Annotated in this window: 25 protein-coding genes, 1 pseudogene and 1 riboswitch; of the genes and pseudogenes, 16 read left to right on the plus strand and 10 right to left on the minus strand. The window is 40.4% G+C overall.

The window, feature by feature from the left end; translation table 11 throughout:
• Positions 1-58 precede the first annotated feature (58 nt).
• Positions 59-769 carry a hypothetical protein gene (locus QE422_RS03365; RefSeq protein ID WP_307455033.1) on the plus strand — a complete coding sequence of 237 codons (711 nt, stop codon included), beginning with the start codon at positions 59-61 and terminating at the stop codon, positions 767-769.
• 178 nt (positions 770-947) lie between these two features.
• Complete coding sequence (locus QE422_RS03370; protein WP_307455034.1) at positions 948-3,191, plus strand: CocE/NonD family hydrolase; 2,244 nt, start codon at positions 948-950, stop codon at positions 3,189-3,191.
• A gap of 165 nt (positions 3,192-3,356) precedes the next feature.
• Here QE422_RS03370 and QE422_RS03375 read toward each other — a convergent pair whose 3' ends face one another.
• From QE422_RS03375 to QE422_RS03410, 8 genes are all read right to left on the minus strand, one after another.
• A complete protein-coding gene (locus QE422_RS03375) occupies positions 3,357-4,124 on the minus strand; it encodes a sulfite exporter TauE/SafE family protein (protein ID WP_307455035.1) in 768 nt (255 codons plus the stop codon).
• Positions 4,115-4,567 carry a FixH family protein gene (locus QE422_RS03380; RefSeq protein WP_307455036.1) on the minus strand — a complete coding sequence of 151 codons (453 nt, stop codon included), beginning with the start codon at positions 4,565-4,567 and terminating at the stop codon, positions 4,115-4,117. The genes QE422_RS03375 and QE422_RS03380 overlap by 10 nt, the downstream gene beginning before the upstream one ends.
• Before the next feature lie 67 nt (positions 4,568-4,634).
• A complete protein-coding gene (gene ccoG / locus QE422_RS03385) occupies positions 4,635-6,089 on the minus strand; it encodes a cytochrome c oxidase accessory protein CcoG (RefSeq protein WP_307455037.1) in 1,455 nt (484 codons plus the stop codon).
• A 96-nt stretch (positions 6,090-6,185) separates the two neighbouring features.
• Positions 6,186-7,067, minus strand: coding sequence for a cbb3-type cytochrome c oxidase N-terminal domain-containing protein (locus QE422_RS03390; protein ID WP_294285817.1), 882 nt, complete (start codon positions 7,065-7,067; stop codon positions 6,186-6,188).
• Between the two features lie 7 nt (positions 7,068-7,074).
• Positions 7,075-7,281, minus strand: a complete 207-nt coding sequence (locus QE422_RS03395) for a CcoQ/FixQ family Cbb3-type cytochrome c oxidase assembly chaperone (protein WP_307455040.1) — start codon at positions 7,279-7,281, stop codon at positions 7,075-7,077.
• 17 nt (positions 7,282-7,298) lie between these two features.
• Positions 7,299-9,557 carry a cytochrome-c oxidase, cbb3-type subunit I gene (gene ccoN / locus QE422_RS03400; protein WP_307455043.1) on the minus strand — a complete coding sequence of 753 codons (2,259 nt, stop codon included), beginning with the start codon at positions 9,555-9,557 and terminating at the stop codon, positions 7,299-7,301.
• A 5-nt stretch (positions 9,558-9,562) separates the two neighbouring features.
• Positions 9,563-9,787 carry a cbb3-type cytochrome oxidase assembly protein CcoS gene (gene ccoS / locus QE422_RS03405; RefSeq protein WP_307455045.1) on the minus strand — a complete coding sequence of 75 codons (225 nt, stop codon included), beginning with the start codon at positions 9,785-9,787 and terminating at the stop codon, positions 9,563-9,565.
• Between the two features lie 109 nt (positions 9,788-9,896).
• Positions 9,897-12,272, minus strand: coding sequence for a heavy metal translocating P-type ATPase metal-binding domain-containing protein (locus QE422_RS03410; protein ID WP_307455047.1), 2,376 nt, complete (start codon positions 12,270-12,272; stop codon positions 9,897-9,899).
• 89 nt (positions 12,273-12,361) lie between these two features.
• Between QE422_RS03410 and QE422_RS03415 the strand changes: the two genes are divergently transcribed.
• From QE422_RS03415 to QE422_RS03480, 14 genes and pseudogenes are all read left to right on the plus strand, one after another.
• The gene (locus QE422_RS03415; protein ID WP_307455048.1) at positions 12,362-13,075 is read left to right on the plus strand and encodes a Crp/Fnr family transcriptional regulator; all 714 of its coding nucleotides are present in this window, start codon (positions 12,362-12,364) and stop codon (positions 13,073-13,075) included.
• A gap of 62 nt (positions 13,076-13,137) precedes the next feature.
• Positions 13,138-13,953: a 3-methyl-2-oxobutanoate hydroxymethyltransferase gene (gene panB / locus QE422_RS03420; protein ID WP_307455050.1), complete on the plus strand. Its 816-nt coding sequence runs from the start codon at positions 13,138-13,140 to the stop codon at positions 13,951-13,953.
• On the plus strand, positions 13,953-14,276 hold the full coding sequence (locus QE422_RS03425) for a hypothetical protein (RefSeq protein ID WP_307455052.1): 324 nt from the start codon (positions 13,953-13,955) through the stop codon (positions 14,274-14,276). The genes panB and QE422_RS03425 overlap by 1 nt, the downstream gene beginning before the upstream one ends.
• 6 nt (positions 14,277-14,282) lie before the next feature.
• On the plus strand, positions 14,283-14,960 hold the full coding sequence (locus tag QE422_RS03430) for an RluA family pseudouridine synthase (protein WP_307455053.1): 678 nt from the start codon (positions 14,283-14,285) through the stop codon (positions 14,958-14,960).
• A 218-nt stretch (positions 14,961-15,178) separates the two neighbouring features.
• Positions 15,179-15,775 carry a glycoside hydrolase family 19 protein gene (locus tag QE422_RS03435; RefSeq protein ID WP_307455055.1) on the plus strand — a complete coding sequence of 199 codons (597 nt, stop codon included), beginning with the start codon at positions 15,179-15,181 and terminating at the stop codon, positions 15,773-15,775.
• A gap of 6 nt (positions 15,776-15,781) precedes the next feature.
• Positions 15,782-16,159: a hypothetical protein gene (locus QE422_RS03440; protein WP_307455058.1), complete on the plus strand. Its 378-nt coding sequence runs from the start codon at positions 15,782-15,784 to the stop codon at positions 16,157-16,159.
• Positions 16,160-16,468: 309 nt separating this feature from the next.
• Positions 16,469-16,566: riboswitch (TPP riboswitch) on the plus strand.
• Positions 16,567-16,622: 56 nt separating this feature from the next.
• Positions 16,623-16,787 carry a thiamine biosynthesis protein ThiS gene (locus QE422_RS03445; protein ID WP_307455060.1) on the plus strand — a complete coding sequence of 55 codons (165 nt, stop codon included), beginning with the start codon at positions 16,623-16,625 and terminating at the stop codon, positions 16,785-16,787.
• Positions 16,788-16,851: 64 nt separating this feature from the next.
• Positions 16,852-18,664, plus strand: a pseudogene (gene thiC / locus QE422_RS03450) (phosphomethylpyrimidine synthase ThiC).
• Positions 18,661-19,248, plus strand: a complete 588-nt coding sequence (locus tag QE422_RS03455; protein ID WP_307455062.1) for a thiamine phosphate synthase — start codon at positions 18,661-18,663, stop codon at positions 19,246-19,248. The pseudogene thiC and the gene QE422_RS03455 overlap by 4 nt, the downstream one beginning before the upstream one ends.
• A complete protein-coding gene (locus QE422_RS03460; protein ID WP_307455064.1) occupies positions 19,221-19,964 on the plus strand; it encodes a hydroxymethylpyrimidine/phosphomethylpyrimidine kinase in 744 nt (247 codons plus the stop codon). Before QE422_RS03455 ends, QE422_RS03460 begins: the two co-directional genes overlap by 28 nt.
• Positions 19,965-20,012: 48 nt before the next feature.
• Positions 20,013-20,654, plus strand: coding sequence for a thiamine phosphate synthase (locus tag QE422_RS03465; RefSeq protein WP_307455065.1), 642 nt, complete (start codon positions 20,013-20,015; stop codon positions 20,652-20,654).
• 9 nt (positions 20,655-20,663) lie between these two features.
• On the plus strand, positions 20,664-21,440 hold the full coding sequence (locus QE422_RS03470) for a thiazole synthase (RefSeq protein WP_307455067.1): 777 nt from the start codon (positions 20,664-20,666) through the stop codon (positions 21,438-21,440).
• Between the two features lie 10 nt (positions 21,441-21,450).
• The gene (gene thiH / locus QE422_RS03475; RefSeq protein ID WP_307455069.1) at positions 21,451-22,569 is read left to right on the plus strand and encodes a 2-iminoacetate synthase ThiH; all 1,119 of its coding nucleotides are present in this window, start codon (positions 21,451-21,453) and stop codon (positions 22,567-22,569) included.
• 48 nt (positions 22,570-22,617) lie between these two features.
• Positions 22,618-23,331 carry a HesA/MoeB/ThiF family protein gene (locus tag QE422_RS03480; protein ID WP_307455070.1) on the plus strand — a complete coding sequence of 238 codons (714 nt, stop codon included), beginning with the start codon at positions 22,618-22,620 and terminating at the stop codon, positions 23,329-23,331.
• 404 nt (positions 23,332-23,735) lie between these two features.
• On the opposite strand, the gene QE422_RS03485 is transcribed toward QE422_RS03480, so the two are convergent.
• Both QE422_RS03485 and QE422_RS03490 read right to left on the minus strand, forming a co-directional pair.
• Positions 23,736-24,425 carry a DUF1345 domain-containing protein gene (locus QE422_RS03485; protein ID WP_307455072.1) on the minus strand — a complete coding sequence of 230 codons (690 nt, stop codon included), beginning with the start codon at positions 24,423-24,425 and terminating at the stop codon, positions 23,736-23,738.
• A 172-nt stretch (positions 24,426-24,597) separates the two neighbouring features.
• Positions 24,598-26,826 carry a TonB-dependent receptor domain-containing protein gene (locus QE422_RS03490; RefSeq protein WP_307455073.1) on the minus strand — a complete coding sequence of 743 codons (2,229 nt, stop codon included), beginning with the start codon at positions 26,824-26,826 and terminating at the stop codon, positions 24,598-24,600.
• Positions 26,827-26,967: the final 141 nt, after the last annotated feature.

Raw genomic sequence — 26,967 nt, forward strand, 5'->3', positions numbered from 1 at the left:
AAGTGCCCTTGTTAAGAGGGCATTTTTCATTTCCAAATTATTAACCAATAAAAACATTATGAAGAAAATTTTTAATCTTATTGTATTACTGTGTGTAATTTTCTCTATGTCATTGAATGCTGCCGAAAAAGAAAAACGGATTGAGAAAGCAAAAATTATAGAGATTGCCGGGCTTGTTGTAGATGCCGGAAACTTAGATGCTTTGGAAAACGCAAAACTCTATGATGAAAAAGGATTATTAATTGCGACAACCGATTCCAAAGGATACTTTACCGGTAAAGTAAACTATTCGAGGAACGGAGCCGTCCGTTTTAAAATTAAAGTGGAAAAAGCAGGATACAAATCCTTTATTCAGACAGAGAACTGGGGAGATGTAGGAAATCATTTCCGCAGTACTTATTATTTCGGAATCACACAAAAAAACAGCAGAGCAGCAAATGCTTTTTCTGAGATGACCTCTACTAAAGATGCTTCATTTGATTCGGTATTATCAGGATTCAGTGCAATAAAAGAAAAAGTAGATTTTAAAAATAAGCTCGAAGCAGCAAAAAATAATAATCAAAAAGTATTTTTTGAGATCGGCTCTGAATATTATCTGATCAACAACGGCGGATGGCTGAAAATTTTATCACCGGAAGAGCTTATTTCTATTGATAAAAACCGAATTGTAAAAGCTTCAGAAATAAATTCCCTTATCAAAAGAAAGCAGATTAAGGGGATGAGCCCTTCTGAATCGAAGGAGTATTCTTATGAAATTTATACCAAGTAAGATTTGTAAAATTTGAAAGAATTTTAAGCTGCCTTTTTGACAGAAAGAATTTTTTTTTAAATTAAATATTAATAACTGTTCATCAACAAAACGAACTGTCATCTTGATTTAAATGACAGCGATAATTAATTATACAGTTTGATCTTATACTATGAAAACCCAGATTAATTTTTTATTAATGAAAATAACACTATTAGTTTTAGTATTATTTTCATTAAATTTTCATTCACAAAATTATTATTTTAAATTTCCTGGGAATATAGAGGACCGTTCTTTTGATGATAATATCAAAAGGCTAAATGATGACATCCTAAGAACCTATAAAAACAGTGATAAGATTAAATTTAATGATAATATATTTCGGCTTTATATACTAAGTGGAAATTATAAAAAAGGACTATTTTATCTAAATGAATTAAAAAAATTTCCTAAATACAAAGGTTTAGACTATCGAGAGATCATAGGAATTCAGTTTGAACTATATGCATTATCTAGGTTAAGTTCTGAAAATAAGCCTTATCGAGATAAATTTGAAAATATATTTAATGGAAAAATAGACTCCATATCAGATAAGTCTAAAATTTATTTAGGCGATTTTTTCAGATATACACCAGAAGCATTAAAAAATGACATGCTTAAATTTATAAAGACGGATATTGTAAATGATAGTATTTCAGAGTCCAATGCAATAAAACTATGTCGTTATTATATTTCTTATATTATAGCAAAGGAAACCAATCATATTGCACTTCCTTTAATAAAAAAAGTAGATCGGGAAGAATACGCAATAAATGATAGTGTCATTATAAGAACAAAAAGTGGAAATGAGATATCATTAGGCTTTTTAAAATATAAAAAAGGAGAATATAAAGTTCCGACAGTACTCAACTTTAGTATCTATAATAGAAGAAGGTTGAACAATAATGAAAAGCTCAATTCTTTGAGAGGATATGCAATCGTCAATGCTTATAGCAGGGGAGTTTATTTAAGTCATGATGAAATTACACCATTTGAATTTGAAATAGAAGATGTAAATGATGTAATTGATTGGATTATAAAACAACCCTGGAGCAATGGGAAAGTTGGAATGATTGGAGGAAGCTACGATGGTTTTAGCCAATGGGCTGCTGCAAAAAGTCTTCACCCTGCTTTAAAAACAATAATTCCTTCCGCATCAGTAGGCTTCGGAATAGATTTTCCAATGTACAATAATTGTTTTAGTCCTTATATGTTACGCTGGCTAAGTTATGTCGATAAGAAAACAGATTACGAAATTTTCAATGATGAAAAAAAATGGCTTTCTGTGTACAATTCCTATTATAAAAATGGAACTGCATTTAATAAATTAGATAGTATATACGGAAAAACAAATGTTATTTTCCAGAAATGGTTAAAGCATCCGTCTTTTGATAAATATTGGCGGTCAAAAATGCCCCATAAAAAGGATTTTGCAAAAATTAATATTCCTGTTTTAACGCTTACGGGTTATTATGATGCTGATCAAAGGGGAGCGATGTACTATTATAATGAACATCACAAATACAACAATAATGCAAACCATTATTTAGTAATTGGTCCTTACGGACATAGTGGGGTCATATCAGGAATAAACGAAGAATATAATGGTTATAAAATTGATTCTATTGCGAAAATTAACATAGAAGAAATTTCTTTTCAATGGTTTGATTATATTTTGAAGGGAAAGAAAAAGCCGGAATTTTTAAAGGATAAAGTAAATTATCAGGTTATGGGCTCTAACGAATGGAAAAGTGCTCCGGAAATTAATAAAATAAGTAACAGAAAATTAAAATTGTTTTTAAATAAAGCAAAACTGGAAGAAACAGAACCTAAGCTAGGTTATATTTCTCAAACAGTTAATTTTTTAGAGCGAAAAGATACTTTACAAAGTTTTAATGATGAAAAAATCCTAGATAATAAATTATCTCCGGAATATTTAAAAGACAGACTAATTTTTGAAAGTAATGTTTTTGAAAAATCTTTTGAAATAAACGGCAGTTTTACAGGGAATTTAAAGTTATCGATTAATAAAAAAGATATGGATGTTATTCTAACAGTTTATGAAAAATTATCATCCGGTCAATATCTTAAACTATCACATGAATATTTTGCACGGGCAAGTTATTCAAAAGATAATACTAAAAGAAATTTATTACGGCCTAATGTTGTAGAAAATATTCCAATAAAAAATACTTTTTTCACCAGTAGAAAAGTAGAAAAAGAAAGTAAACTTATTGTGGTTTTAGGCATTAGAAAAAGCGCAGATGTACAAATTAACTACGGTACAGGAAAAGATGTAAGTGAAGAAACTATGGCAGATGCCAAAGAACCTTTGGAAATAAAATGGTATAATGACAGTTACATCGAAATTCCTGTAATGCAAACTGATAGGTCTCATTTTTAGTATTTATTTTTCAAAAAGTTTCCATTTCTCTTTCCTGATGCAAAGATTTTCCGAAGAAAGCAAGAGCAGGAAATCTCGGGGATTGTGCAATACTGAAATTTATAAAACAAAACCGCCGAAAGTTCCGGCGGTTTTATTTATCGTAATTTTGCTAAATTATATTTTCTAATGGCAGTTCACCTTGCTATGCTCATGCGTGCTGTGATCTCCAGGCAGATGGCAGTCTCCTTGATTATCTTTAGAGATCGTCATGGCTTCGGCTCTTGGTGAAATGTATGGAATGCCCAATTCTAAGCCTCGAACAATAAAAAGTCCGCCCAAAATGATCATCACGATCGGAATGACTTTTAACACTTTTATTCTAAAGGTCTGACTCATGAGATTTCCGACCAAAACAACGGTAAACATGAACGGAAGGGTTCCCAATCCAAATAAGGCCATATAAGAAGCGCCCTGCCATATTCCTCCGCTGGCCAGGCTTGCTGTTAAAGCCATATAGACCATTCCGCAAGGTAAAAATCCGTTTAATATACCCGTGGTAAATCTGGAACGGTAATCCGCTTTCTGCAGCAGTCTTCCGAGATTCGATTTTACTTTAAATAAAAATTTAGAGATAAAAGGAATTTTTGAAGCAAAGTCTTTTCCGCCGAAAGAAAAAAGAGCCATCACAATCAAAAGAACACCTACGGCGATAGTTAGATATTTTTGAAAGCCTGCCATTTCAAAACCTTCACCGATAATTCCAAGCAGGGCTCCTAAAAGGGAGTAAGTGAAAATCCTGCCGAACTGATAGGTGAGATTCTGAAGGTAATAATTCGTTGCCTGCTTTTTTGTTAATCCCATCGACAAAGCAATAGGCCCGCACATTCCAATACAGTGGAATCCGGAGGCGAAACCAAGTCCGATGGCCGATACAATAAGTGCTATTTCCATATCACATCATAATCCAGTCGGTAGTCGGTCTTGTCTTTGGTCCAGCTTAAACGTAACGTATAATTTCCCATTTTCAAAACCTGCGCAGGAATGGTAAAAGAATGGTTTTCATCCAGCTGTACTGCTTTATGAACGTCGAGATTCTGGTCGTCGGTTCTGTTCAGCACAAATTTTACGGTTGTATTGGAATTATTGTAATCCTGTGGGAAAGTAATTTTAATACCTGCTTTATCCTGGCTGTATACCGGTTTTTCCTGTAATTCATCGGCTCTTTTCTTCGCATCAATGACGTCCTGGTATTTCAGTTCTTCTTCATAGTAATTGTCCGTTACCATTTCAGAATTTTTCTGTCCGTTCGGGAAAAGAAACAGCATGGATAAAATAAATATAATAAATGCTGCCAATGCGATGAATACGCCATGTCCCCAACTAAAATTTTTCATTGCTCTTTTCTTTATTGCTTATAAAAGCCATCACGATTTATGATTAGATCGTGATGGCTTCTGATGGTTAAAACTGTAATTTAAAAGGACCCTCAAAATAGGTCTGATAAGAATCGATCAGCTTGCCTTTCATATCGTAGACACCGATCGTGATATTCTGCTTGGAAAGGTTCATTTCACTTTCCGGGAAACTGATATTTACTGTTCCTTTCGTGATCTTATCCCTTTCTACAGGAATTTTGCTTGATCCGCTGTAAATGACCTCTCCGTGCTTCGGCTCAATCACCTTAATGGTAACCAGTTTTTTATCATTCGTCTTGTTGAGGAAGGTATAATTGTAGGTATTGGTAATATGTCCGTCCCTTACAAAGAAGGTGCTTCCTGCAGGCTTAATGAACTTGGCTTCCATTTCTCCTCTGTTATACAAGAGATAGCCAAGGAATGCCGTTAAAAATACAAGAATAAAGGCAAATCCTTTCATTCTTCCTGAGAACTTAAACTCGGTCTGCTTTTCAATTTCATTTTCCGTAGCGTATCGGATAAGTCCTTTCGGTAAGCCTACTTTTTCCATCACTTCATCACAGGCATCAATACATGCTGTACAGTTGACACATTCCAGCTGCTGTCCGTCTCTGATGTCGATTCCGGTAGGGCAGACTACTACGCACTGGTGACAGTCGATACAATCGCCTTTTCCAGCAGCTTTCCGGTCTTCTCCTTTTCTCCATTTCGCTCTGTTTTCCCCTCTTTTGAAATCGTAGAAAACATTTACGGTATCTTTATCAATCAATACTCCCTGTAATCTTCCGTAAGGACAAACCAATGTACAAACCTGCTCTCTGAACCAGGCAAATACAAAATAAAAGGCTGCCGTAAGAAGGATCATCACGATGAAATTGGTTGGATGCGCAAAAGGTCCTTCGGAAACTATTTTAATCACTTCTTTATAGCCCACAATATACATGAACATAAAGTGCGTGATGATTAAGGATATAAAAAGGTAAATCGTCCATTTCAGTCCTCGTTTCCAGATCTTTTCGGTATTCCATTCCTGTCGGTCGAGTTTCATCTGCTTGTTACGGTCTCCCTCGATTGCATATTCTATTTTACGGAAAATCATTTCTAGGAAAATTGTCTGAGGGCAGATCCACCCGCAGAAAATTCTACCGAAAGCAATCGTAAATACAATGATGAATATCAGAGAGGCAATAGCCCCCAAAGTAAGGATGAAAAAGTCCTGAGGATAGAAAGGCTGTCCGAAAATAAAGAACTCCCTGTCGATCACGTTAAATAAGATCAGCGGGTTTCCATTAATTGTAATAAATGGTACCGCAAAATAAATCAGTAATAAAATATAGCTTACAAGATATCTGTAGTTGGTATATTTCCCTTTCGGTTTTCTGGGATATACCCATTTCCTTTTCCCGGACTGATCCATGGTGCCTATAGAATCTCTGTAAGTTTCAGGGTCCAGAACCTGGCCCTGTCCGCCGCGTGTTTCTGTTTCTTCTATGTTTGCCATTTGCAATAGTATTTAAAAAAAGAAAAACATAATTCGTTACTATTTTTTATTCTAATAACAAATTATGTTTCTCATATGCTTAATTTTTATTTAAAATTATTCTTTTTCCCAATGCGCTTCAGTTCCCTGAGGAGCTGCACCGCCCTGAGCTTCTGTTACCGGAGGTAATTCCTGGTTGATGTGGTAAACATACGCTGCAATCTTTTCAATTTCAGCTCCGGAAACCTCTCCGTTTTTACCAAAGGCTCTCATCGCAGGATTGTTAGGCGAACCGTTCCAGTCCATATGAAATACGTTTTTAAATAACGTTTTCTCAGGCTGGTTAATCCAGTATTTATCGGTAAGGTTTGGTCCGATACCTCCGCTACCGTCTTCCTTGTGACAAGATGCACAGTTGGTTTTAAACAATTCTTTACCTTCTGCGATATTATCTGCTGAGTATTTAGCAGTTTCAATCGTTACAGGAGGTTGGGTTTTGTTATATAGATCAATCGCTGCAATCTGCTCTTTATATTCCTGCTCATATTCGTTGATCGGGTGAGCAAAATCCGTGAAAGAGTAGGCTGCTACGTACAGAATACAAAAAGCGGTCCCAAAATAGAACAAACCTACCCACCATTTCGGCAATTGGTTATCCAACTCCATGATTCCATCGAAACCATGATCGATAAGGATATCCTTTTCCTCAGCGGCAGACTGCTTCTTGAATGCTGCGTTGTACAATCTCTTAAAATAAGGTACTTTTTTCTCAGCCAAATAAGCTGCTTTTTCTTCAGGAGATAATTTCTTGAACTTGTTGTTCTCAACAAGATCTCCGATCGCTCCGTGAATGTAGGCAAGGATACCTGCAATGATCACGGTTCCCCAGAAGTAAGGAGAGCTTAAGAACTGATAACTTTGTACAAACAGATAGTAAAAAATAACTAAAAGTACTACGATAATGAGTATGTTTATAACAACCGGTGTTCTTTGTTTCATAATAAAATTAATTTTTTAGATTAAAATCGTCATCCTGATCCTGATCATCCTGCAGAGGAGCTTCCTCTTCTTCCTTGTAATATTTCTTAGGCTTGCTAAAAACATAGATTACCAGGCTGATGAAGAACAGCATAAAGAAAATCAGAGCCAAGGTCTGGTAAAAACCAGCATTGTCGGTATTGGATAAGATGTCTTTAAAATTCTGCGGGATCATGATGTGAACCTTTAATATTAGTTATTACTTGCTGTTTTAATTTCAGTTGTCTTAATATCTGTTCCTAATCTCTGAAGATAAGAGATAAGTGCTACCACTTCTTTTTTCTCCAGTTCTCCTTTAGGTCTCTTCGCATATGCCTGCTTCAAATCCGGTGCTTCAGACATAATGTCTCTTACGATTTTTGAAGCCTGGTTGTTTGCCCATGAATTAGCAGAGTCGATTTCAGCTTTTGTATAAGGCACTTCGAATGCGCTCTTCATCAGCTTCATTTTGTCTACCATCTTCGATCTGTCCAGATCGGTAGCGATCAGCCAAGGGTAACGAGGCATGATGGAACCTGCGGAGGTCGATCTTGGGTTGTACATATGCTTATAGTGCCAAGAACTTGGGTTTTTCCCTCCTTCTCTGTGCAAATCCGGTCCGGTTCTTTTCGATCCCCAAAGGAAAGGTCTGTCGTAAACGAATTCCCCTGCTTTGGAATACTGTCCGTTCTTACCGTTGAATCGTACGATCTCATCTCTGAACGGTCTTACCATCTGTGAGTGACAAGCGTTACATCCTTCTCTGATATAAATATCTCTACCTTCAAGCTCAAGAGGAGAATAAGGTTTTACAGCTGAAATTGTCGGTACACTTTTCTTAAGGGAAAGCGTAGGGATAATTTCCACCATACTACCGATTGAGATCGTCAATAAAGACAAAATACCCATCAGTACAGGAGTTCTTTCCAACCAAAGGTGGGTTCCTTCTCCTTCTTTACGTTTTCCGCTGATGTTGGCCAAAGCAGGTGCTTCCGCCGGTACATCTTTCTGGAAAGACCCTTTTCTTACCGTTGCTACAAGGTTTACTACCATTAAGATTGCTCCTGAAAGATAGAATAGCCCTCCAACAAATCTCATTTTAAAGTAAGGGATGATCGCTGTTACAGTATCCAACCAGTTTTTCCAAACCAAAGTTCCGTCCGGGTTGAATTGCTTCCACATTAGTCCTTGCGTGAAACCTGAAATATACATCGGTACCGCATAGAAAATGATACCCAATGTTCCTAACCAGAAATGCCAGTTAGCTAATTTTACGGAATATATTTTTGTTCTCCAAAGAATCGGGATCAGGTAATAGATTACCCCGAATGCCATGAAACCATTCCATCCAAGTGCTCCTAAGTGTACGTGACCAATAACCCAGTCTGTAAAGTGACCGATTTTATTGATGTTTTTTGTTGCCAAAAGCGGACCTTCGAAAGTCGCCATCCCGTAACACGTTACAGCTACGACGAAGAATTTCAGAATAGGATTTTCTCTTACTTTATCCCAGGCACCTCTTAGTGTAAGAAGCCCGTTCAGCATTCCTCCCCATGACGGTGCGATAAGCATGATCGAGAATCCTGTTCCCACAGCCTGAGCCCAAGCCGGTAATGCCGTATACTGAAGGTGGTGAGGACCTGCCCAGATGTATACGAAGATTAATGACCAGAAGTGAATGATTGATAATTTATAAGAGAATACAGGTCTGTCTGCTGCTTTCGGTAAGAAATAATACATCAGACCAAGTACCGGTGTCGTCAATACGAATGCTACGGCATTGTGTCCATACCACCATTGTACGATAGCGTCTTTTACCCCCGCGTAAGCTGAGTAAGACTTCCATCCTGTGAAAGAAAGAGGCACCTCCAGGTTGTTGAAGATGTGTAGCATTGCTACTGCAATCCATGTTCCTACGTAGAACCAGATGGCTACGTAAAGGTGTCTTACCCTTCTTTTGGCAATAGTCAGGAACATATTTGCTCCGAAAATGATCCATGAAAATGCGATCAAAATATCGATTGGCCATTCGTGCTCTGCATATTCTTTGGAAGTGTTAATTCCCATAAAGAACGTAACGTACGTTACAAGGATCATAATCTGCCATGTCCAGAAATGGATCCATGATAAGGTATCGCTGTACATTCTTGTTTTTAATAATCTCTGTAAAGAGTAGTAAACCCCTACATAAACCACATTCATTACGAATGCAAAAATTACAGTGGTTGTGTGCAACATCCTGATCCTTCCGAACCCGAATGCGCCATGCGTTTTTATCAATCCGTCGATACCGCCACCTAAACTCTTAATGGTAGTATCATCGGTTCCGAAAAAGAATTCCGGAAGCTCAGGATAAAAAAGCATTAATGCCGCCGTAAGCCCGAATAAAAACCCTATGATCCCGAAAGCTACGGTCGCATAGAGGAATGCCCGGACAATACTATTGTCATAACTAAACTTTTGTGTTTCCATATCAACTATTCACTTTTATCTTCAATTTTATTATTTTCTCCTTTTTCTTTCGGGTCTTCTTTGTTATCGGATTTGTCCTTTTCCTTGATTTCACCGGAGTCGAACAGAATTCTCACAGCCGGGGATTCATCATCCTCAAACTGCCCTTTTCTTGCGTATATGATGAACACGACTAGGAAAACAGCAGCCAACGAAACGCTGCAAAGGATCATTAAATACAGAATATCCATTAGACAACAAAATTAACCTATTTTCGGGGTTCAAATTTAATGAAAAATAATGACTTTCATCACGAAATACGGCTTTTAGCTAATTTAAAATCAGTCTAAATAAGCCTGTTTACGGCTGTTTTTTAAAATACTTTCTGCCCAGGATCCAGGTCGAAAGTGTGGTGAAAGAAACTACCGTAATGGAGCTCGCCGGCATAATAAGTGCGGCAAAAAGAGGGTGCATGTGTCCTGTAACTGCGTAACTTAAACCGACAATATTGTAAAGAAAACTGATTATAAATGTAATTTTCACAATCGTAATCGAGCCTTTGCATACATTCAGGTAGCGGTCCAGTGCTACGACTTTTTCCCCATTCATAATCACATCCGAAGAAGGCGTAAAGCTATTGGAATCGTCGGCAATTGCGATCCCCACATTGCTCTGTTTTAAAGCACCCGCGTCATTCAGTCCGTCGCCGAGCATCGCCACTTTCATATTCTGGCTCTGAAGGTTTTGGATATAATTCAGCTTGTCTTCAGGGCTCTGGTTAAAAGCCATTGCTTTATAATTCGGGATCAGTTCCTTCAGCTGGTCTTCCTCTGAAGAATTGTCACCGCTCAGAATATAAACTTTATAGCCTGTCAGTTTTTTAAACAGCTCTTTCAGGTTCTCACGGTATTCGTTCTTAAAAATGAATTTCCCTACAAACTGATTATTCCTGCTGATATATACGGCCGTTTCAAGGTTTTTGGATTCATGATTGTTATACTTTGCAGAACCGATTTTATAAACATTTCCCCTTACGCTGGCTTCATAACCTTTTCCGGAAATTTCCCTGAAATGTTCAACCGGGAAATATTCATCTTTCACCTCGATGAATTCATATAAAGATTTGGATAGCGGGTGATTGGAATTTTTTAATAACGTCTTGATATTCAATAAATCAAATTCTTCAATTTCTGCACCTTCAAACTTAATGTTCGATTTTTTCCGGTGGGTGATGGTTCCTGTCTTATCAAAAACAATCGTATCCAGCTTTGCAATTTTCTCGATCGTCAGGGTATCTTTAACGTAAAATTTATTTCTACCCAGAATCCTCATAATATGGCCGAAAGTAAACGGTGCCGATAAAGCCAGGGCACAAGGGCAGGCAATAATCAGGATCGCTGAAATCACCTGAAACATTTTTTCCAGATCCACGGTCGCCCAGTAGATTCCGGCAACAAGTGCAATACCTAAAATAATGAAAGTAAAATATTTACTGATCGTATTTGTCAGCGTATCCAATCCGGTTTCATGCTTTTTAAAAGCTTCTTTGTTCCAGAGCTGGGTCAGGTAACTCTGGTCTACATTCTTGATCACTTCAAGTTCCAGCGAAGAGCCGATCTGCTTTCCACCGGCAAAAATCTTATCTCCCGGCTGCTTGCTGATGCTTTCGCTTTCTCCTGTGATAAAGCTGTTGTCAATATTTCCTTCTCCATTGATCAGAATTGCGTCTACCGGAATAATTTCCTGATTTCTTACTAAAATCCGGTCTCCAACTTTAACATCGGAAAGCAGGATATTTTCCTGTTTTCCTTCAAAATCAACTTTCGTCACGGCAATCGGATAAAACGATTTGTAATCCCGGTCATACGAAAGCGCATTGTAAGTCCGCTTCTGGAAAATTTTACCCAACAGCATGAAAAACAGAAGTCCGCAGAGGGTATCGAAATAGCCCGGGCCGTAATTCGTTGCCACTTCATACAGGCTTCGCCCGAAAAGAACGATAATTCCCAGTACAATCGGGACGTCAATATTTACGATCTTATTTTTAAGACCGTACCAGGCCGATTTATAATAATCCGATGCGGAATAGACCACCACCGGAATCGCCAGTAAACACATCAAAGCTCTGAAAAGCCCTTTGTAATGCTCCATCCAGTAATCTTCGCCGCCAATGTATTCCGGAAATGCCAGGAACATTCCGTTTCCGAAAGCAAAAGCGGCAATGGCAAACTTTACCAACAGCGATTTATCGAGATGTTCGACATTTTTATCTGCTGTCTCAAGGCTGATAACAGGCTTGTATCCTAAATTAGTTAAAAAGTTAGCTAATTCACTTAATTTTAAATCGTTATGGTTAAAAGAAATCTGTAAGGTCTTTCTTGTAAAATTAACCTGGGAATATTTGATGTTTTTGTTTAAGGTATGCAGGCTTTCCAGCAGCCAGATACAGGAAGAACAGTGGATCACGGGGATCTTGAAAGTCACCAGGCTGGTGCCGCCTTCTGAAAAATCCGTTACCTTATCAAAAATTTCCTGGGTATCAAGATATTCAAACTGTGATGAGCTTTCGTCCGGACGGATTCCGGCCCGTTTATTTAATTCGTAAAAATTACTTAAGTTGTTGGTATTCAGAATTTCGTAAACAGACTTACAACCGTTGCAGCAGAAAGTCTTTTCATCAAACAGAATTCTTTCCTTTTCGATTCCTTGCCCACAATGAAAACAGTTCTCGCTCACCTCCATAAATTATTGAACTACAAAATTATAACAAATTTTTTTGTTTATCGAGTGAAAAAGTTCTATTTTTGTGATAAATGTCATATAGAATGTCGCAGGAACAACAGATTGCAATTGAGGAGAGGTTTGCCAGGGTTTTTAGTGATAAATCGTTTAAGGAAAGACTTTCCAGCGCGGATTTTGAAAAATACTTCAATGGTAAAAAGAGACTTACTTTTCAGAAGCATGATACTATTTTCGAAGACGGCGAAACACCGAAAGGCGTTTTTGTGTTAGAAAAAGGGGCTGCTAAGCTATCCAAATCGGGAGCTTTCGGAAAAGACCAGATTTTACGGTTCATCAAAGAGGGCGATATCATCGGTTACCGCTCTTTACTTTGTGGCGAAAATTTCCAGGCAAAAGCAGAAGCCATGACAGATATCGAAGCCACTTTTCTACCGGCAGACATTTTCATGTATCTTCTGGAAGTAGATCCTCAGCTTTCTTTCGTAATGCTTCAGAAAATTGCTTACGAATTGGGAGAATCTTCCAATACGATTACTTTCCTCGCCCAAAAAACCGTTCGTGAAAGACTGGCCGAAATTTTATTGCTTCTGGAGCAGAAATTGGGCGTTGATCCGGAAGGTTTTATCAAAATTTCCTTGACAAGAGAAGAAATTGCCAATATTATCGGCACCGCTACCGAAAGTGCCATCCGTCTGATCTCCGAATTTAAAGGGGACCAGCTCATCGAAGTTGACGGGCGGAACATCAAAATTCTCAACCACGACAAATTAATGAAACTCGGTCACGTAGTTTTATAAATCATACAAACTTTAAGTCGGCTCAGTGCCGACTTTTTTAACTTTTAAAAAATAGATACGTTATGTCTGTTCATTCTGAAATTAAAAAAGTTACCACAGAAACCTTGCGTAAAATGAAATTCGACAAGGAAAAAATAACCATGCTTACGGCATACGATTATACCACCGCAAAAATGGTGGATGCAGGAGGAATTGATGCCGTGTTGATCGGAGATTCTGCAGCCAATGTAATGGCCGGTTTTGAAACCACCTTGCCGATTACGCTGGACCAGATGATTTACCATTCCCAAAGTGTGGTAAGAGGAACCGACAGAGCATTGGTGGTAGCCGATTTGCCTTTCGGAACGTACCAGAGCAATCCTGAAAAAGCCCTGGAATCTGCCGTAAGAATGATGAAGGAAGGTGGTGCCCATGCTGTGAAGATCGAAGGCGGAAAAGAGATTTCTAAATCAATTAAGAAAATTATCAATGCCGGAATTCCGGTGATGGGACATTTGGGATTAACTCCACAGTCGATTTATAAATTCGGAACCTATAAAGTAAGAGCCAAAGAAGAAGCGGAAGCAGAAAAATTGATCGCTGATGCCCAGCTTTTGGAAGAATTGGGCTGTTTCGCTGTAGTCCTGGAAAAAATTCCTGCGGATTTGGCCAAAAAAGTAACGGAAGCCATTTCCATTCCGACCATCGGAATCGGAGCCGGTGCTCACTGCGACGGTCAGGTATTGGTGTATCATGACATGGTGGGCATGAACAAAGGTTTCAGCCCGAAATTTTTAAGAAGGTATCTGGATCTGTATACGGAAATCACCGGTGCGGTAGCGCAGTATGTAAAAGATGTAAAAAGCGAGGATTTCCCTAACGAAAGCGAAAGTTATTAATGAGAAATCAACAGCAAACTCAGGGGATTATATCCATCATTGCATTGTTCTGCCTTGTGGTGGGATGGTTCAATCTTTTTTCTCCGGAAATCAATAATCTTTTATCAAGAAGAGTTTTTTACATTCTTATCGGGATAAGCTTTTTCCTCCAGGCCCCTCTTTTGAAAAACAGGAATTTTGTCTATGGCATGTATGCGGCGGCGGCAGTATGTGTGCTTGGAGGCTTGCTGATTCCGGTAGGCTCAAGAGCGGAATCCCTGAAAACGCTCGGGGTTTTTGTGGGGCTTATTCTTACATTTGCCGGCAGGCCTATTTATCGTTAATAGAGTATGGAGGAGCAGATTGTATATGAAGACAACCACCTTCTGGTAGTTAATAAAAAAGTCGGGCAGCTTGTACAGGGCGACAAGACCGGCGATGAATCCTTACTGGAATCCATCAAGAATTTTATAAAAGCAAGAGATAACAAGCCGGGAAATGTTTTTCTGGGTCTTGTGCACCGGATTGACCGGCCGACTTCAGGGCTGGTGATTTATGCCAAAACATCCAAAGCCTTATCACGCCTTACCCAAATGGTCAAAAACCGGGAAGTAAAAAAAACGTACTGGGCAGTTGTGGCCAAAGAAATGATCCCTAAGACCCAAAGGCTGGTTCATTACTTAAAGAAAAACGAAAAGAATAATAAAGCCATTGTTTTCCCGAAAGCGACGGACGGCGCTAAAGAAGCGATTCTTACCTACAATGTGATCAAAGCCCTGGAGAATTACCTCCTGCTGGAAATTGATCTTGAAACGGGAAGGCATCATCAGATCCGGGCCCAGTTATCCAAAACCGGAGTTCCTATCAAAGGGGATCTGAAATACGGTGCTCCACGTTCAAATCCCGATGGGGGAATCAACCTTCACGCCCGGAAGCTGGAGTTTATCCATCCCGTAACCAAAGAAAACATAGAAATCACCGCGCCGGTTCCGCAAAATGATGCCGTCTGGAGAGCTTGTGAAGATTAATTTAAATTCAATACTACTCAATTTTGACGCTTAGATCCTTGGTAATAGCCTTAACAGGAAAAACTTCCAGCATCCAGCTTCTCTCTTCCAGCCTATAGGTATAAAGTATTGGTTGTAAAACAATTCCGTATAAATACCTACTGAAAAGACGGGATTTTCCGGAGCAGGGCTTTGTTTTTTTTAATAATTTTACATGAGTAATTTTAAAAACAATAACCATGCTTACACTCGGACAATTAAAGGAAGCCACCTGCTATAAATCGGATTACGCTTCCAAGTTTTTACCTTATGTCATCGAAACGTGCAACACATTTTCCATCAACACGCCTTCGAGAATGCTTAATTTCCTGGCGCAGGTCGGACACGAAAGCGGCGGGCTGTTTTATACTGAAGAACTGGCCAGCGGAAGTGCTTATGAAGGCAGAAAGGATCTGGGGAATACCCAAAAAGGCGACGGCGTAAAATTTAAAGGCCGCGGCCTCATCCAGATTACCGGAAGAGCCAATTACCAGGCTGTTTCCAAAGCATTGGGTACGGATTTCATTGCGAACCCAACCCTTTTAGGCGGAAAAAATGTTACCAAATGCAGCAACGCCCAGCTGGAAAACGCTGCAGAAAGTGCCGGATGGTTCTGGAACACCCGAAAGCTGAATGATCTGGCCGATCAGATCGATATTACCAAAAGTATTGATACCGGAAACAATCTTGTCGTTTTCAAGAAAATCACCAAAGCCATCAACGGAGGTTACAACGGATTGCCGGACCGGTTAAATCGGTATAAATCAGGGCTTCCCTATTTTATTAACTTTAAATAAGTGGTTATGAAATACATAATAGTACTGATGGTATTTTTACTGTCAGCAAATGGATTTGCCCAAAAACCCGTTCTTCACGATCTGAAAGATCCCAGGATGCACGCTGGCTGCTATGTCGACGGAAAGAAAAATCCTGTTGCAAATTTGTCGGAAGATGGAGGAGCTCTGTTTAATTTTACCGGAAAAGATGAACTTTTCCCGGTAATTAAGGCGACTAAAGAATACCCAGAAGCCTTTGGGAATAAAACATATAAAATTTACATCAAAGAAACCCGGTCTACGAAAGTTGAAGATTCCTGTATTGAAGAAAAAGGATATTCTATAAAAATCGTGTATAAGAAAAAAGTGTATTTCTACACAAGAAAAGGAATGTGCGGCTGTTAGTCATTAAGCTGGAAGAGGGAAGCCAGAGTCGGAATGTTTTTTCTGTAAAGATTACAACTATTGATCATTAATATCAAATGATACTTCTGCTACTAAGTTGATGGATTCTTTATTTAAGTTTTGATTAACTGATAAATAGGTGAATAAATTTTGCTTTAAATTTAAAAAAAGATTATCTCAACAGAGGTAATCTTTTTATTGGTCTGAATTTTACGGCATCAAAAAACTTCCAGCTCCCATCATCCGGCTTCCCACGTTCTCTCATTCTTAAAAAAAATTTGCCCGTTCAGAAAAAATGTCTACCTTCGTCCCAGACTTTAGGGGTGTCTGTTGAAAAAACAGGCTGAGAATTACCCTTTGAACCTGATCCGGATCATACCGGCGTAGGGAAAAGTGCAATGACTTTGCCGTACATTCTATTGTACCGTCATGGGCATTCCTAAAGCAGATAAAAAATTTAGGAATGGAACTCACAATTAACCACACCCGAAAAACTTTTGATGTACTTCCTGCCACGCTGGAAGCATTACTGGCTATGGAACTTCCCCAAAAGCGGAAAGGCATCGCTGTAGCCCTCAACAACGCGTATTATTCCGCAGCATTCCTGGGCGGAAACATTTCTCAATGATAAAGATTCAGTATTAATCATCACCGCTACTCAGGGCGGTTAATCCTCATAAAAACAAAATTGTATGGCTCATAACATCACCCGTTCGCCGTTTCCGAACTCAAAAAAGATCTATGTGGAAGGGAAAATCCACCCCATCCAGGTAGCGATGCGCGAAATAGAACTCAGTCCGACCAAGCTTTCCAACGGAACGCTGGAACACAACCCGCCGGTTACCGTCTACGATACCTCAGGACCGTATACCGATGAAAATTCTGAAATCAATATTGAAAAAGGGCTTCCGAGAATCCGTGAACAATGGATCCTGGACCGAAATGATGTAGAAATTTTAGATGGCATCACGTCCGAATACGGAAAAGCCAGGTTGGCTGATTCCAAACTGGATGAACTGCGGTTTTCGTATAATCACAAACCGAAAGTGGCGAAAGAAGGAAAAGAAGTTACCCAGCTGTATTACCGCCAAACAGGGGATCATTACCCCCGAAATGGAATACATCGCCATCAGGGAAAACCAAAGAATCGAGCAACTGGAGACCGTTTCCAAAGAAATGGCTTTCCAGCATCAAGGCAACAGCTTCGGGGCGAAGACGCCTAAAAATAAGATCACCCCCGAATTTGTAAGGGATGAAATTGCCGCGGGTCGAGCGATTATTCCCAACAACATTAACCATCCGGAAAGCGAACCCATGATTATCGGACGGAACTTTCTGGTGAAGATCAACGCCAATATCGGAAACAGTGCGGTTTCATCAAGTATTGAAGAAGAAGTGGAAAAAGCAGTCTGGGCCTGCCGTTGGGGAGCTGATACGATCATGGATCTTTCCACAGGAAAAAATATCCATGAAACAAGAGAATGGATCATCCGGAACAGCCCGGTTCCGATTGGTACCGTTCCGATTTACCAGGCACTGGAAAAAGTAAAAGGAGTCGCGGAAGACTTAACCTGGGAGATTTTTAAAGATACATTGATCGAACAGGCGGAGCAGGGTGTTTCCTATTTTACCATTCATGCCGGTGTTTTGCTGCGGTACATTCACCTTACGGCAAAAAGGGTAACGGGAATTGTTTCCAGGGGCGGTTCGATTATGGCAAAATGGTGCCTTTTTCATCACAAAGAAAATTTTCTGTATACCCATTTTGAAGAGATCTGTGAGATCATGAAAAAATATGATGTTGCCTTTTCCCTGGGAGACGGTCTTCGTCCGGGTTCCATTGCCGATGCCAATGATGAAGCCCAGTTTGCCGAGCTGGAGACATTAGGAGAGCTGACAAAAATTGCATGGAAGCACAATGTCCAGGTAATGATCGAAGGTCCGGGCCACGTTCCGATGCACATGATCAAGGAAAATATGGACAAGCAGCTTGAAGAATGCCACGAAGCTCCTTTTTACACGCTTGGTCCGTTGACAACAGATATTGCACCGGGGTATGATCATATCACTTCAGGAATCGGTGCGGCGATGATCGGCTGGTTCGGCTGTGCGATGCTGTGCTACGTAACCCCGAAAGAACATCTCGGGCTTCCAAACAGAGACGATGTAAAAGTAGGGGTAATCACCTACAAGCTTGCGGCCCACGCAGCAGATTTGGCCAAAGGACATCCCGGTGCGCAGTACAGGGACAATGCACTGAGCAAGGCCAGGTTTGAATTCCGTTGGGAAGACCAGTTCAATCTTTCGCTCGATCCCGAAACGGCAAGATCGTATCATGATGAAACCCTTCCGGCAGATGGAGCAAAAGTCGCTCATTTCTGTTCCATGTGCGGGCCGAAATTCTGCTCAATGAAAATCACCCAGGAAATCCGGGAATCTGCTGAAAAAGGCATGCTGGATAAATCCCAGGAATTCATCGAAAAAGGGAAGGAGATTTATATATGATCATCGTCATCACGCCCGAACAATCCGTCCGGAATGAAAACGAAATCATTAATGAACTGTTTAAAGAAGGTCTTGAGCTGCTCCATATCAGGAAACCCGCAATGGAAGTAGAAACCATGAGGAAATATATACACAGCATCCAGTCTGATTACCATGAAAAACTGGTTTTGCATAACCATTATGTACTGGCTGAAGAATTCGGTACTTCCAGGATCCATTGTAAAGAAGCTGAAAGACCGAATATTCCGGATCATTTTCTTGACGAGTATAGGGTATCGACTTCGGTACATGGTATAAATGACTTCAATACGCTGGATTCCCGATGGGAATATGCAATGATAAGCCCGGTGTTTCCAAGTATTTCAAAAGCAGGGTACGGAACAGGCACAAAAATTCTGGAAAGTATCCGGCAGAGAGAGAACGATCATTCAGGACTTATTGCTTTGGGAGGAATAAATCAATATAATATCGAAACAGTTTTTTCAGCAGATGTTGATGGAGCCGCTTTGTTGGGAGCCGTTTGGGAAAGTGAAGAGCCAATAAAAACATATATCCAATGCAGGAAGAACGCCCTTACATTATGACGGTTGCCGGTTTCGACCCAAGTGGCGGAGCCGGAATCCTGGCCGATATCAAAACTTTTGAACAGCTGAAAGTCCAGGGATTGGCGGTGTGTACGGCGATGACGATCCAGACCGGTTCCCAATGCCTGGGCCTGGAATGGCAGCCGTTGGATGAGATTGTATCAACAATGGAAGTGCTGATGAAAAGTTATCCTGTCCAGGCAGTAAAAATTGGGGTGGTAAAAGACGCTGCATTTTTAAATGAGATCTTAAAAGTAACTACGATCAACGCTCCTCAGGCTAAAATAGTCTGGGATCCGGTGTTGAAAAGTACGTCTGAGTTTGCTTTTTTTGATTTGAATACGATTTCAAACGTAAAAAATATGTTAAACAGGTTTGATCTGATGACCCCCAATTATCATGAATATCAGGTTTTGCAAAAGAACGGACTGTTTGAAAACCCAGCGTCTTCATGCGCTGTGCTCATCAAAGGAGGACATCGGGAAGATTTTTTAGGAACAGATATTCTGGTCAATAACGGAGAAGAGATTTCCCTTCGGCCCGGCGATACGTCATCCGTCTATTATCCGAAACATGGTTCAGGCTGCGTGCTGTCATCTGCAGTGGCGGCGCATCTGGCGAAAGGAGAAGACCTTGAAACGGCCTGCCGAAAAGGAAAAGATTACATCGGGAAATTTTTAACGGGCACTCCCGGCTTACTTGGATTTCATTCCTGAAATAAGCGGTTGAGAAATCAGGTGCCTCTTTACAGTAAAAATAAAAAAATGGAAAAATTACAATACATATCCCAGGGCGTTACAAAAGCCGAACAGGAATTAAATATTAAAAAGGCCTTGGACAACGGTGTACAATGGGTACAGGTCCGCTGGAAAAATGCTTCTCAGGAAGAGCTGACAATTCTCTGTGAAAAATCGATGAAACTCTGCTCAGAATACAATGCCTTGTGTATCATCAACGATCATGTTCAAGTAGCAAAGGATATAGATGCGGATGGCGTCCATCTCGGGCTGAAAGACACTGCTGTGGAAAAGGCCAGGCAGATTTTGGGCGAAAATAAAATCATCGGCGGTACGGCTAATACGTTTTCGGATGTACTTCAGAGAATGGCAGAGTCCTGCGATTATATCGGTTTGGGGCCTTTACGTTTTACTTCAACCAAAGAACAGTTGAGCCCGATCCTGGGCTTCGAAGGCTATGAAGAAATTATTCGGGACCTTCGGGAAAAATCCATAGAAATTCCCAAAATATTTGCTATCGGCGGTGTTCTTTTAGAAGATACCGAACGGTTACAGCAGACCGGAATTTACGGAGTAGCGGTTTCGGGACTGATTACTTCCCTGCCATCCCTCGTCAGTGCATTCAGGACTGCACTGTACCAGGATTCCATGACTTTACAAAACAGATAAAATTTACCTATGAATAATCAGAATTTAATAATTGCCGGCCGGACTTTTGAATCGAGACTGTTTCTGGGAACGGGAAAATTCGGAAACCTTTCGGAAATGACGGATTCCATCATTGCTTCAGGGAGTGAAATGGTAACGATGGCTTTAAAAAGGATCGACTCCCAATCTCCGGAAGATGATCTTCTGAATGCCCTGAAACCGGCCGGAACCCATCTTTTACCGAATACGTCAGGCGCAAGAACAGCGAAAGAAGCGGTATTGGCCGCCCAGCTGGCAAGGGAAGCCCTGGAAACCAACTGGGTAAAACTGGAAATCCACCCTGATCCGAAATACCTGCTGCCGGACCCGATTGAGACCTTATATGCAACGGAAGAACTGGCCAAATTAGGATTCATTGTTATGCCTTACATTCATGCCGATCCGGTTTTGTGCAAACGTTTGGAAGATGTAGGTACAGCGGTCGTTATGCCCTTGGGAGCGCCGATCGGAACCAATAAAGGCCTGAAAACCCTGGATTTTTTAGAAATTATCATCAGCCAGAGCAATGTTCCCGTAGTGGTAGATGCCGGAATCGGGGCTCCGTCCGACGCAGCGAAAGCAATGGAAATGGGTGCTGATGCGGTACTGGTAAATACAGCGATTGCCGTGGCCGGAGATCCTGTGCGAATGGCCCTGGCTTTTAAGGAAGGCGTTATTGCCGGCAGAAAAGCCTATGAAGCGGGATTGGGAGCGGTTTCAAAACATGCGGAAGCATCAAGTCCGCTGACTTCTTTTTTGTTTGATTAAATCATGAAGCATGAAAAGTTTTACAACTGTTTTTGAACAGTACCGGTGGGATGAAATCAAATCAAGGCTGGAGAAAGTAACACAGTCTGATGTTGAAAAAAGCCTTCAGAAAAGCAACCGGACCCTTGATGATTTTCTGAACCTTATTTCGCCGGTAGCTGCCGGAAAACTGGAAACTATGGCGCGAATGGCACAGCATCTTACCCGGAAACGTTTCGGGAAAACGATCCAGCTGTATGCGCCGCTGTACCTCAGCAACGAATGCCAGAATATCTGTACTTACTGCGGGTTCAGCCTGGATAATTCCATTAAACGGAAAACCCTGTCAGATACGGAACTGATGATTGAAGCCTCGGTTTTGAAATCGATGGGCGTGAATCATGTACTGCTCGTAAGCGGAGAAGCCAATAGGACGGTTGGAATTAACTATTTTCTGAATGCCATCAAATTATTAAAGCCGCACTTCGCTAATATTTCCATCGAAGTTCAGCCGTTGTCGGAAGGAGAATACAGCCAGCTTCATAACGCGGGAGTGCATGCCGTTCTGGTTTACCAGGAAACGTACCATCAGGAAGTATACAAAGAATACCATCCGAAAGGGAAAAAGTCAAACTTTGGTTTCCGCCTGGAAACCCCTGACCGGATCGGAAAGGCCGGAATCCATAAAATGGGGCTCGGCGTTCTGCTTGGATTGGAGGACTGGAGGGTTGACAGCTTTTTCAACGCGCTTCATATCGATTATCTTCAGAAACAGTACTGGAAATCTAAGTTTTCCGTATCATTTCCAAGGCTGCGGCCTGCGGAAGGAATCATCGAGCCTAATTTTATCATGTCCGACAGAGATCTGCTGCAATTGATCTGTGCCTACCGCATCTGGAATGAAGATCTTGAAATTTCCATTTCTACCAGGGAAAACGAAACCTTTAGAAATCATATTGTTTCATTAGGAGCCACAGCAATGAGTGCTGCTTCAAAAACCAATCCCGGCGGATATGCCGTTGATAAAGAATCGCTGGAACAGTTTGAAACCAGTGATGAAAGAAGTATGGAAGAAATAAAAAACGTGATCAGGAAGGCAGGCTACGATCCTGTCATGAAAGACTGGGATGCTGCTTACAGTGGAATTTAGCTACTCTTTAAAAAAATTATTAGCATTCTTTACGCTTTTACAATAGCTATGACGAAAAAGGGAAATCAATTTGAACGCTACAGCCGTCAGATTTTCATCGAGGAAATCGGGCTGGAAGGCCAGCGGAAAATCATGAATGCTAAAGTCCTGGTTATCGGAGCAGGTGGTTTGGGCAGTCCGGTCATCCAGTATCTGTCGGCGGCAGGTGTCGGTACAATAGGCGTGGTGGATTTTGATGAGGTGGAACTGCATAATTTGAACCGGCAGGTCATCCATAATGAACATTCAGTCGGCATTTCCAAAGTGGAAAGTGCGGGAGAATTCGTTAAAAACCTTAATCATCAGGTCAGTTTTATTAAGCATCATGTAAAAATAGATACTTCAAATGCAGAAGAGCTGATTTCAGACTATGGTATTATGGTTGACGGCTCCGATAATTTTACAACGCGATATCTGGTAAATGACACTTGTGTAAAATTGGAAAAACCTTTGGTCTACGGAAGCATTCTCGGGTTTTCCGGCCAGGTTGCGGTTTTTAATATTCACGGAAGTAAAAACCTCAGGGATATTTTCCCGGAACCGCCTTCAGATGAAAATCTTCCTGACTGTGACAGCCTGGGGGTACTGGGTGCTTTGCCGGGAATCGTGGGAAGCATGATGGCCAATGTAGCATTAAATATCATCACGGATCTGCCTGTGCCTGTAAACAAACTGACTTTGATTGATACATTCAACTGGAATTTTCAGACGATTGATTTTTAGATAGAATATAAGAGGCTGGAAGAGGGAAGCTGGATGCTGGAGGTTCTGTTTATCAGACCAAGGACTCTGGTTCCAGATTTACTTGTAATTCTATTCTTATTCGATTTTTTAACGCAAAGTTTACTTTTCCTAATGCTAAGATGAGAAGGCAAAGAAAGATCAGCGAGCTGATCTGATGAAGCGCGCGCATAATCTATCCGCTTTATCAGCGGCTTTGCCGCTTCGCTTTGCTCACTTTATAAATAATAAGAACAATTATCAGCTTTGCGTCAATTTTATTCGATTAAAATGTTGGAAGGCGGAGACTGGAGCTTTTGCCAGGTAATTACAACTAAACGGCTTAATTAACAAACCTTATTTTTTTGGCTTGCTCCAGAGGAGCAATATCTGTGTAGCAGATTTCCTTATCCGTTAAGGCCGGCAACCAGGTTAATAGTTAGTGCCACAACAAAAGTATTCATGAAAAACGCAAGCAGCCCGTGGAGCATGGTTATTTTTCTTAAATTCCTGGAAGTAATGCTGACGTCGGAAACCTGAAAGGTACAGCCCATGCAGAAAGAATAATATGCAAAATCCATATAATCGGGATGGTAGACTTCGTTTTCGTCTTCGGTCGGAAATTTAAGGCCGCCGATTTCCTCTTTTTTGCCGGAAGTATCTTCATCATAATATTCCCGGGCATAGTGAAAGATATATTGAGTCTGTACCATAATCCAGGAAAGAATCATCGCGCCAAGAACAGCCGGGAGGAAGTAGATTTCTTTCTGCACGCCTTTGTCTTTGGAGGTGACCAGGAAAAATATGGCAAACATACTCGCAAAGCAGGCAACGATAATGGTCGTAAAAACAAAAACGGCATTGCCGTCATCGTCCCTTGCTTTTTTACGGATGTCGTCCACTTTCCGGTGCAGAATCACCTGCCAGTCCAAGAAAAGAAAAACGAGGGAAAAGGCCAGCCAGCAAAAAATAAGAATGATCAACGGTTTCAGATCCAGCCTGAAAATCAAAAAGAAAACCAACGTTGCAGCCAGCAGGCTGATGATGCCCCTCTTCACCGGATTAAGTTTTAAGAAAAAGCTTTCTTGTGTTTTCATTTTTGCCATGCTGAATTTTCTTTAAAAATAGAGAAAAATGTTTTTTCTCAGGTACGCTAAAAGTGAAATTAAGTTTTTTTAATGACGGAAATAGGATGATCCTGAGTGATACAATAAACCCCTTTAATTATATACATTAAAAGGGTTCCATTATTTATCTGTTCAAACCGGATTACTGTCCTTGCGGCACCATTCCGCTGTTGTCATCCTTTTTACTTTCTTTCAGGATGCTCTGGTCTTCCTTTGCCAGCTTGTTTCGGGTCGGGATTTTATAGTTTACCGATAATCCGAAGTTTCGGGTATCGTACTTATTCCTCATGTAAACCGATTGTCCTTGCGGCGGATTGGACCGAACCTGCATCACCTGTCCGTTAAAAATGTCATTCGCAAATACGGAAACGGTTAAGCGGTTATCCATAAATTTCTTCGTCAGCGTCAGATCAAACGAATTGTTGAAGGGCTTTTCTGCCGTAAAGTAGAAATATCCGGCTCTCGGTGTCAGATAACTGTAATTGGCCGTCAGCTTGATTTCCTTCGGTAGAATAATCTGGGTCATGATATTGAAAATCCAGAAGCCTTTATTATCCAGATCAGCGATATCATGTTTCTGATAGCCGGCGTAGATATACATAAAGTTGATCTTGTCCGGGTTGAAATTAAACTTCATAATCTCGCTCAACGGTTTGCTGAAGATCATAAACGGAACCGGAAGCCCGACATTGAAATTATGGATTTTCATTTCCGATATGTTGATCTGCTCGTTAAAAAGGTTTTTCCCTTCCCTACGAATGATCTGGGCCACCTGGTTTTTCGCCGAACTTACACTATATCCAATGAAAGCGTAATCAAAAGCTGAAATTTTCACCTCATAGTTGTTAAAGATCGTCGGCTGAAGATTCGGGTTACCGGTAACCTGGGTATTCGGACCCTGGAAGGTAACGTTATTCGGATTCAGAGCAGAAATACTCGGCAGACTGATCTTTTTGTTGTAATTGGCCGTCACATGTACCTGCTCCATTAAGTTATACTGGACGCTGGCATTCGGGAACAATTTAAATTTATTAAAAGGCCGCAGATCTGCTTCTGTCAGCATATTATTATTGGCCTTGTCATAATATCTGGTAATCCCGGAAATATCATAGTTTTCCGCACGGGTTCCCAGAATGAAATCAAACTTCTTCAGCTTGGCCTGCAATTCCAGGTAGGTGGCTGTGGTTTGTCTCGTGTATTCGAGATTCGTTAATCCTTTGCTTTCCGTGTCAAACTGCTGATGTTCATATAATCCGCCTAAGCTTACTTTACCTCCATCCAAAATCTTGATCGGCTGGGAATAATCTACTTTGAAATTGGCAATCCTCATATCAGATGTATTATTCAGTAAATTTCCCAGAGAAACCCTTGGCTGTTGAGTATTGGTATCTGTAAGATTTACATCTCTAAAGATATTGTTCTGGTCAAATTTGCTATCGGATTTTGTGAATCCGAATTGAAAGTCGAGTTTCTGTGTCTTCTCAGAAAACCGTTTCTGATAAGTTACAACTGCTTCCTGCCTTACATTGTTTGTATTGGCTGCATCATAAGAATCAAATTTTGCTTCTCCGTAAACGTTAGGATTTTCTTGAATCAGGACATCTGCTAAACCATCACTTAAAGTATAATTGTCATTATTGTTATGGTAAATATCATAGTTCAAAAGCAAGCGGTCCGGTCCGAGATCAAAAGTGATTCCAGATTTTGCAAAATACCCCCTGCCATAACGGTCGGTATCACTGTACAATAAACCATCCTGATCGGTATTCAGCATGCTTTCGCGGTAATTCTGGCCGACGTTCAGCTGCCATCCGAAAATTTTGTTTCTGGCATTTAAGTTTAAGGAGTTGCTCGTTCTGCTTCTGAATTTATCATAATTCGTGAACGAATAGTTTCCGGAATAAGTAGCGGTTAAATATTTATTGGCATTCTTATTTGTAATGATGTTCATGATCGCACCGCCGGAAGTTGCCGGAAATTCCGCGCCGGGCTGGGTGATGACTTCAACGCGGTCTACCGAATTGGCAGGCATTCCTTCCAGAAAAGAATTCAGCTCGTTGGAGGTAATATTTAAAGGCCTCCCGTTGAGGTACACATCAAGGACTTTTCCCTGGTACATCATTCCTGCGATATCGGTTGATATAAGCCCCGGAAGCTTCTTGATTCCTTCAAGAACGTTTCCGTTATTCAGTTGGGGCTGTTCCGAAAAATCAAAAATCGTACGATCTGCTTTTTGCTCAACGGCTTTTTTAGTTTTGGTAATTATGACACCTTCAATCTGCTTTTCCTTCGTCGTCTGGTTATTGGTTTTTTCCTGGGCGGAAGCAAAAGCCACACTCAGAAAAGATAAAGTAATAATTGTTTTTTTCATGCTCTTTCTATTCGATTGATTAGACATCTGAAAACAGATTTTGTTACAGGCACAGAGAAAATTTATGGATCATAAAATCAAATAAATAATTATGATATGATTGCTTTAGGCTTAATAATTAAATGATGGATCTTACTATTA

It is taken from the genome of Chryseobacterium sp. SORGH_AS_0447 (assembly GCF_030818695.1).
Lineage (GTDB): Bacteria > Bacteroidota > Bacteroidia > Flavobacteriales > Weeksellaceae > Chryseobacterium.